Origin of the sequence: Micromonospora sp. KC723 (assembly GCF_004348595.1) — a bacterium.
In the GTDB taxonomy this organism is placed as follows: Bacteria; Actinomycetota; Actinomycetes; order Mycobacteriales; family Micromonosporaceae; genus Micromonospora.
In genome coordinates this window covers 36,669-43,965 of the sequence record NZ_SMKD01000035.1, presented here as the reverse complement: position 1 = coordinate 43,965, position 7,297 = coordinate 36,669, and the positions used below count along the sequence as shown (strand labels likewise).

The following is a 7,297-nucleotide window of genomic DNA, read 5'->3' as shown; positions in this document are numbered from 1 at the left end:
GGTACGGGCACTCTGCCGCAACCGTAGCTTCCTGCTGCTCGCCCTGGCCTACAGCGGCTACCTGGTCTCCTACAACCAGCTCTACCTGGCATTGCCCGAGGAGATCGTCCGCGCCACCGGCTCGGCCACCGCACTGGCCTGGATGTTCACCCTCTCCTCGCTGCTGGTGATCACAGCCCAGCTACCGGTCACCGGGTGGGTCACCCGTAACCTCTCCATGCGTACCAGCCTCGTGGCCGGGCTGGCGACCATCAGCGCCGGGTTCGCCGTGGTCGCCGCCGCCCGCCCCTTCGAGCTATCCGGGCCGGCCGGCCTGCTGCCCGCCACCGGGCTGGTCGTCCTGCTCACCATGGGTCAGATGCTCGTCGTACCGGCAGCCCGGGCCCTCCTGCCGGACCTCGCCGGAGCCGGGCACCTCGGCCTCTACACCGGCGCGCTGTCCACCATCTCCGGCACGCTGGTGCTGGCCGGCAGCGCCCTCACCGGCCTGCTTCTGGACAGCGCGGACGACCAGCTCGGCGGGACACTGCCCTGGCTGGCCCTCACCGCGATCCCCGTGACCGCCGCGCTCGCCGCCGGGCGGCTGCGCCCCTGACCCTCGCGCGGCTGCTCCGCGCGTGAGTCGTCACCCCACCGTCCGCTGGCGCGGGCGGGCGCGGGGCCGCCGTCCCCGACCGGCGCGGGCGCGTTCGGCCCGCAGCGCGATCTCCAGCTCGAGGCGCTGGCGCGGGTCGCGGATCCGGTCGCCGAACAGGTCGGTCAGTTGGCGCAGGCGGTGGCGCACGGTCTGCGGGTGGACGTGCAGATGGGCGGCGACCTCGTTGGCGTTCATGTTGAACGTCAGCCAGGCGAGCAGGGTGTCGGCCAGCAGGGCCCGCCTGTCGTCCCGCAGCCGGGCGAGAGGCGCGAGCTGCCGTTCGTTGAGCGCGTCGATCAGCGCCCGGTCCTGGAAGACCGCGAGCGCGGCCAGGTGGTCGCCGCACCAGATGAGGGGCTGCCGGGGAACGAAGCCGTTCGCGGCGAGATCGAGCGCCAGACGCGCCCAGCGCAGCGACGCGCCAGCCTCCGTCGGGGGCACCGCCAGCCCCACCGCCGCGTGGTGAGCGGCCAGGCCGTTGACGAGCACCCGCATCTGCGCGTGGCCCTCGGGATCCGGCACGATCAGGCAGGGCTGCTCGCGGTCGTACCCGGTCAGGATCTCCGGCACCAGCGTCGGCGCACGGGTCAGCGGTCCGGGCGCGGCGATGGCGACGGCCGCCAGGCGGCGCGGTAGCCGCCAGCGGGCCGTGGCGGCCGCGGCGGCCAGCGCCGGAACCGACGGCGGCGGATCGGCCAGGAGCACCTCGACGAGACGGCGGCGGCGCCGGTCGAGTTCGCCGGCCTCGGCCTCCCGCGCCCGCGCGTACCCCTCGGCCGACGCCTGGGCGATGTCGTCGATGTTGTCGAAGATCCGTTCGGCGAGCCACGCGACGGCGTCCGGTGACAGGGCGTGTCGCGCGGCGAACGCGCGCAGCCGCCGGTTGGCCACGCGGGCACAGGTCCGGGTGGCCGCGTGCAGACCGTCCAGGCTTCGTCCCGCGCGCATCTCGTTGGCGCCCACCGTGCGGTAGACCTCGCGCCAGTCGATGGCCTCGCCGCCGGCGACGTCCTGCGGGCCGGTCGTCGCCGACGGGCGGGCGTGCTGGTCGAGGAGGTCCACGTACCGGCGCAGCGCGAGCTCCACCCCGCCGCGCAGCGCGCGGGCGTGCGACCCGTCGCCGGTCGGGGCGTACTCCGGGACGTGGCGCTCGATCTCGTGCACCAGCTCGGTGGCGGAGCGGAGAACGTCGGCGCGCAGCAGGTCCACGGTCGCCGCCGGGATCTGCGGGGCCGGCCGCCGCACTGCCGCCGGGTCGTACGTTGCCATGTCGCGCTCCCGCCCGTAGTCGGCGACGCCACCGGGACACTCTGTCTTCCGACACGGCCCCGACCGCCGCGCGGTTCAGGGACACTCACCGCAGTGACATTCTCCTTCGTTGATATCAGCACTCGGCTGAGTGTCGCCCGGACTGAACGCTTGGTTAGCTTCGGGTCTCCATCAGTCCCCCAGTGGAGGTGACCTCAGATGCGCTTGCCCATCCCCCGTGTCCGGCGGCGTACCGGCGTCCTGCTCGCCGCCACGATGCTGATCACCGGCGGCGCGGTGTTCGCCACCAGTCCCGCGGCGTCCGCGCGGTGTGCCGACGTCGACGTCGTGGTCGCGCGCGGCACCGGCGAACCGGGCCCGCTGGGCATCATCGTGGGCGACCCGGTGTTCGCCGCGCTCCAGCGGCGGCTGACCGGCGTCACGGTGACCAGCCACGCCGTCGACTACCCCGCCAACACCAGCCCCACCTCGCCGACCGAGGGCAACCGGGCTCTGGTCAACCATGTGACCGGCCAGGCGCAGTCCTGTCCCGACCAGCGCTTCGTTCTCGTCGGCTACTCCCAGGGCGCCAACGTCGTGGGCAACTCGCTCGGTACCAGCTCGGCCGGCGCGGCTGTCGGTGGTCCGGTGGTCGCCACCATCCCCACGGCCGTCCAGCCCCGGGTGGCGGCGGTGCTGGTGTTCGGCTACCCGCTGCGGAAGCTGGGCCGCGGCATCGAGGGCACGTTCGCGGCGCGGACGCTGGACATCTGCGCCGACCGTGACGTGGTGTGCGACCGGTGGGGCACGAGCGTCCTCGCGCACCTGGGTTACGGCGACGACGCGGGTCGGGCGGCCACCTTCGCCGCCGCCCGGATCTAGCGCGACGCGTACGGTTCGATCGGGTCACGCGCCGGTCTCGCCGACGTCCACGGACGCCGGCGAGACCGGCCAGCCCGCACGGAGGCGGGGCTCGCCGGGCCGGTCGTCCCCGGGTCGCCGGCTACGCCGACGCGGCAGCCGACCAGTCCGCCGCCGCCACCTCGGCGCGCGTCGGTGGGTCCGCGCCCCGGCGGCCGCAGGTCAGTGCGGCGATCCGGGCGGCGTGCGCCAGTACCGGTCCCAGCACGTGGGCGTCGGCGACGCCGAGCGCCGCGCGGTGGCCGACACCGAGCAGGCCCCGGTCCCGCAGACCGGTGAGCAGGCCGGCCATGAACGCGTCCCCCGCGCCGACGGTGTCGACCACCTCGACCGCGAGGCCGTCCACCCGCGCCTCGTCGGCGTGCGACCGGGCCCACGCCCCCTGGTCGCCCAGGGTGACCGCGACCAGGCGGGCGCCGAGATCCGTCCACCGGCGGGCCACCTGCTGGTACGGGTCTCCCGGGTACAGCCAGCCGAGATCCTCGACGCTGACCTTGACGATGTCGCTCTGCCCGACGAGCGTCTCGATCCGGCCTGCGGCCAACCGGCGGTCGCCCATCAGGGCGGGCCGGCAGTTCGGGTCGTAACTGACCATCGTCGTCGGGCGGGCGGCGCGCACCAGCGCCAGCACGTCGTCCGCGCCCGGGGCGAGGACGCTGGCCAGGGAGCCGGTGTGCAGGCATTCCGGCGCTGCCGTCGGCACCGCCTCCGAGGCCGGGAAGGTCCGCCAGGTGACGTCGAACGCGTACCGCGGTTGCCCGTCGTCGAACGTCGTCCGGGCCACGCTGGTGGGCGCCCCGTCGAGCAGCGAGCCCGGCGCGATCCGTACCCCGTTGTCGCGCAGGTGCGCCCGCAGCAACTGGCCGTGCGGGTCGTCGCCGAGTTGGGTGAGCAATCCGGTCGGCAGGCCGAGCCGGGCCAGCGCCACCGCGACGTTCGCCGGGCTGCCGCCCGGGTGGGCGACGGGCCGACCCGGGCCGTCCTCGATCAGGTCGACCAGGGCCTCACCGACCACGATGATCACGAAGGGTGCCCTTCGGGGCGCGGGGGCGTCGGGCGCCCGTCGCCCGCCGGATCCTGCTCGGCCGGCCCCGGTGTCGCCGTGGCGGCCGGGCCGCCGACGGACCCCGGTGTCTCGGCCAGCGTGGTCGCGCCGGTCATGATGGCGACCGCCTCGTTCATGGTGTGGGAATCCGGGGTGATGACGCCCGCGCTGCGGCCCAGCCGCTGGATGTGGATGCGGTCGGCGACCTCGAAGACGTGCGGCATGTTGTGGCTGATGAGGATGACCGGCAGGCCCCGCGAACGGACCTCCTTGATCATCCGGAGGACCTGGTTGGACTCCCTCACGCCGAGGGCCGCCGTCGGCTCGTCCAGGACGATGACCTTGCTGCCGAAGGCGGCGGCGCGGGCCACCGCGACCGCCTGGCGTTGACCACCGGAGAGTGTCTCGACGGCCTGGGACATGTTCTGCAGGGTGCCGATGCCGAGACTGGTCAGGGCCTCGGCGGCGGAACGGCGCATGCCCTTGTGGTCCAGCATCCGGAAGACCGAGCCCAGCACCCCGGGCCGGCGGCGTTCGCGGCCGAGGAAGAGGTTGCCGGCGATGTCCAGCGCCGGCGCGACGGCCAGGCTCTGGTAGACGGTCTCGATGCCGACGTCGCGGGCGTCCTGGGGCCGCTTGAACTGCACCGGGCGGCCGTCGAGGAGGAGTTGCCCGGAGTCGGGGACCAGCGCCCCGGTGAGGCACTTGATCAGGGTGGACTTGCCGGCGCCGTTGTCGCCGATGATGGCGAGGACCTCGCCCGGGTACAGGTCGAGATCGACGCCGTCGAGCCCGACCACCTTGCCGAAGCTCTTGACCAGGCCGCGGGCGGACAGCACCGGGGTGCGGTCGTTGCGGCCCGGCGTCGACGAGTCCGTGGACTGCGCTGTCGTGATGGTCACGGCTTCACCTTCCTGATCCACTGGTCCATGGCCACGGCGAGGATGACCAGGAGCCCGATCGCCAGCACCCGGTACTGGTCGTCGACGCCCGCCAACGACAGCCCGCTGCGGAAGAAGCCGACGATGAGCGCGCCGAGGGCGGTGCCGAGGACCGCGCCGCGACCGCCGAACAGGCTCGTGCCGCCGATGACGACGGCGGTGATGCTCTCCAGGTTGGCGTCGGTGATGGCGTTGGGGCTGGCGGCGCCGGCCCGCCCGATGATGATCCACGCGGTGATGCCGTAGATCAGCCCCGCCACGGTGTAGACGCTGAGCAGCACCCGGTTGACCCGGATCCCGGCGAGGCGGGACGCCTCCGGGTCGTCGCCGACGGCGTACACGTGCCGCCCCCAGGCGGTCTTGGCCAGTGCGAATCCGACGACGAGGTAGAGGATCACCACGAGGACGACACCCCGGGTGATGCGGAACTGACCGACCGGGAAGGACTCACCGGTCCAGCTCAGCAGGGCCGGCAGGTCGGTGCCCTGCACGCTGCGCCCGGCCGAGTAGAGCAACCCGAGGGCGGTGAACACGCTCAGGGTGCCGAGCGTGACGATGAACGGCGGCAGTTTGAGCCTCGTCACGAGCAGCCCGTTGAGCGCGCCGGCGGCCGTGCCGACGGCGATGCCCAACGCGACCGCGAGAAGGCCCGGCACGCCCTGCTGCTGGGCGGTCTGGGCGGACACCATCATCGCCAGGATGGCCACCGCGCCGACCGACAGGTCGATGCCGGCGGTGAGGATGATCAGCGTTTGCCCGATCGCGAGCGCGCCCACGACCGCGACCTGCTGCAGGACGAGCGAGAGGGAGTTGGGCGAGGCGAAGCGGGGGTTGACTGTCGAGAAGACGGCGAAGGCCAGGAGGAGGACGAGGAACGGGCTGATCGCGGGGTGGGCGTGCAGCAGGTGCTGGACGCGTTGCAGCGGTGAGCGGGGACGGTGCGCGAACTGCTCCGCGGCGGTGGTGGGCGGTTGCACGGTGGCGGTCACGGCGGGCTCCCTGCCGGAGGTCGGGGGTGTGAAGGGGAAGGGGCTGACCGGCTCGGACCTCCCGGAGAGCGCCCGTGGGAGGTCCGAGCCGACCGTGGGGGATCAGCCCCAGCAGGTCTTCGCGCCAGCGGCGCTGTCGATGCTGTCGATCCCGGCGACCGGCTTGTCGGTGACCAGCGTGACGCCGGTGTCGAAGAAGTCGAGTCCGCTGGTGACCTGCGGCTTCTCGCCACCCCTGGCGATCTTGGCGATGCTCTGGACGCCGAGTTCGGCCATCTTCAGCGGGTACTGCTGGGAGGTGGCGCCGATCACGCCGTCCTTGACCTGACGTACGCCGTCGCAGCCACCGTCGACGGAGACCACCAGGACACCCTGGGCCTTGCCGGCCGCCTGCAGGGCCTTGTGCGCGCCCACCGCGGCGGGCTCGTTGATGGTGTAGACGACGTTGATGTTGGGGTTCTTGCTGAGGCAGTTCTCCATCGCGGTCCGGCCGCCGTCCTCGGCTCCGTTGGTGGGCTCGTTGCAGGCGATGGTGTAGCTGCCGCCGGAGTAGTTGCCGGTCTTCGCCTCGTCGCCGTTCTTCTTCTTGTCCGCCGTGTCGATACCCATTCCGGTCAGGAAGCCCTGGTCCCGGTTGTAGTCGACGGACACGATCTTGTCGTTGAACAGGTCGAGCAGGGCGATGGTCGCGGGCTTGCCGCCGAGCTGGGTGGCGGTCCACTTGCCGATCAACTCACCGGCCTTGAAGTTGTCGGTGGCGAAGGTGATGTCCACCGTGTTGGCCGGGTCCGGCGGGGTGTCCAGCGCGATCACGTAGAGCCCGGCGTCGCGGGCCTTCTTGATCGCGGCGTTGACGCCGGGACCGTTCGGGGTGATGAGGATGCCCTTGTCGCCCCGGGCGATGGCGTCCTCGATCGCCTGGACCTGGCTCGCCTCGTCGCCGTCCTCCTTGCCGGCGGAGACGGTCAGCTTGACGTTCTCCGCCTGGGCGGCCTTCTTCGCGCCCTCCTGCATGCTGACGAAGAACGGGTTGGTGGAGTTCTTGGTGATCAGCGCGACGGACACGGCCTTGTCGCCGGACACGCCCGCCTCACCGGTGCCGCCGCCGCAGGCGCTGACGACGGTGCTGCCGACGACCGCGATCGCCAACAGCGCCACGGCGCGGGTACGGCCTACGCGTGGAAACATGCTCACTCCTCTATCGACCGCCGCTGGTGCGGAACGTGTTTGACAACGTTGTCCGAGGAGTCTCGTCCGCTCTCCCGAGGGGTGTCAAGAGGCGGTTTGACGAGCTGCATAACGTTGATGTAACGGGCTCGAAACCTTGACATCGATATCAGTTGGGCGGCAGTATCCGGCGATACACCGGGGTGGTTCCCGGCCGCCGTCCCGGCCGGGCGGAGGCATCCCGGATGACACCCGTCGATGACGCGCGGCGCGGCCACGGGCGTCGCCGCGACGACGGCCCGCTCACCGAGCGGTCGCCGCCCCGGTCGCCGGTAATCTGACAGCCCCG

Annotated in this window: 6 protein-coding genes and 1 pseudogene; 2 read left to right on the top strand and 5 right to left on the bottom strand. The window is 72.5% G+C overall.

What is annotated here, in order from left to right; all coding sequences use genetic code 11:
* Window positions 1–595, top strand: a pseudogene (locus tag E1165_RS28905) (MFS transporter); the annotation flags it as partial.
* Between the two features lie 30 nt (window positions 596–625).
* Here the strand turns inward: E1165_RS28905 and E1165_RS10975 are convergent.
* Entirely contained in the window at window positions 626–1,906 is a 1,281-nt protein-coding gene (locus E1165_RS10975; protein ID WP_132390399.1) for a CdaR family transcriptional regulator, read from the bottom strand.
* Window positions 1,907–2,104: 198 nt separating this feature from the next.
* Between E1165_RS10975 and E1165_RS10970 the strand changes: the two genes are divergently transcribed.
* Window positions 2,105–2,767, top strand: coding sequence for a cutinase family protein (locus E1165_RS10970; RefSeq protein ID WP_132390397.1), 663 nt, complete (start codon window positions 2,105–2,107; stop codon window positions 2,765–2,767).
* A 121-nt stretch (window positions 2,768–2,888) separates the two neighbouring features.
* Here the strand turns inward: E1165_RS10970 and E1165_RS10965 are convergent, their stop codons facing one another.
* From E1165_RS10965 to E1165_RS10950, 4 genes are all read right to left on the bottom strand, one after another.
* Window positions 2,889–3,830 (bottom strand): carbohydrate kinase, encoded by a 942-nt coding sequence (locus tag E1165_RS10965; RefSeq protein ID WP_132390395.1) that lies wholly within the window; start codon window positions 3,828–3,830, stop codon window positions 2,889–2,891.
* On the bottom strand, window positions 3,827–4,747 hold the full coding sequence (locus tag E1165_RS10960) for an ATP-binding cassette domain-containing protein (protein ID WP_371687328.1): 921 nt from the start codon (window positions 4,745–4,747) through the stop codon (window positions 3,827–3,829). The genes E1165_RS10965 and E1165_RS10960 overlap by 4 nt, the downstream gene beginning before the upstream one ends.
* Window positions 4,748–4,749: 2 nt before the next feature.
* Window positions 4,750–5,781: an ABC transporter permease gene (locus tag E1165_RS10955; RefSeq protein WP_132390391.1), complete on the bottom strand. Its 1,032-nt coding sequence runs from the start codon at window positions 5,779–5,781 to the stop codon at window positions 4,750–4,752.
* A gap of 102 nt (window positions 5,782–5,883) precedes the next feature.
* The gene (locus E1165_RS10950; RefSeq protein ID WP_132390389.1) at window positions 5,884–6,969 is read right to left on the bottom strand and encodes a substrate-binding domain-containing protein; all 1,086 of its coding nucleotides are present in this window, start codon (window positions 6,967–6,969) and stop codon (window positions 5,884–5,886) included.
* Window positions 6,970–7,297: the final 328 nt, after the last annotated feature.

Bases quoted from the DNA above. Each gene is read 5' to 3' on its own strand.
- E1165_RS10975 (WP_132390399.1), bottom strand. From the start codon at position 1,906: ATGGCAACGTACGACCCGGCGGCAGTGCGGCGGCCGGCCCCGCAGATC.
- E1165_RS10970 (WP_132390397.1), top strand. From the start codon at position 2,105: ATGCGCTTGCCCATCCCCCGTGTCCGGCGGCGTACCGGCGTCCTGCTC.
- E1165_RS10950 (WP_132390389.1), bottom strand. From the start codon at position 6,969: ATGTTTCCACGCGTAGGCCGTACCCGCGCCGTGGCGCTGTTGGCGATC.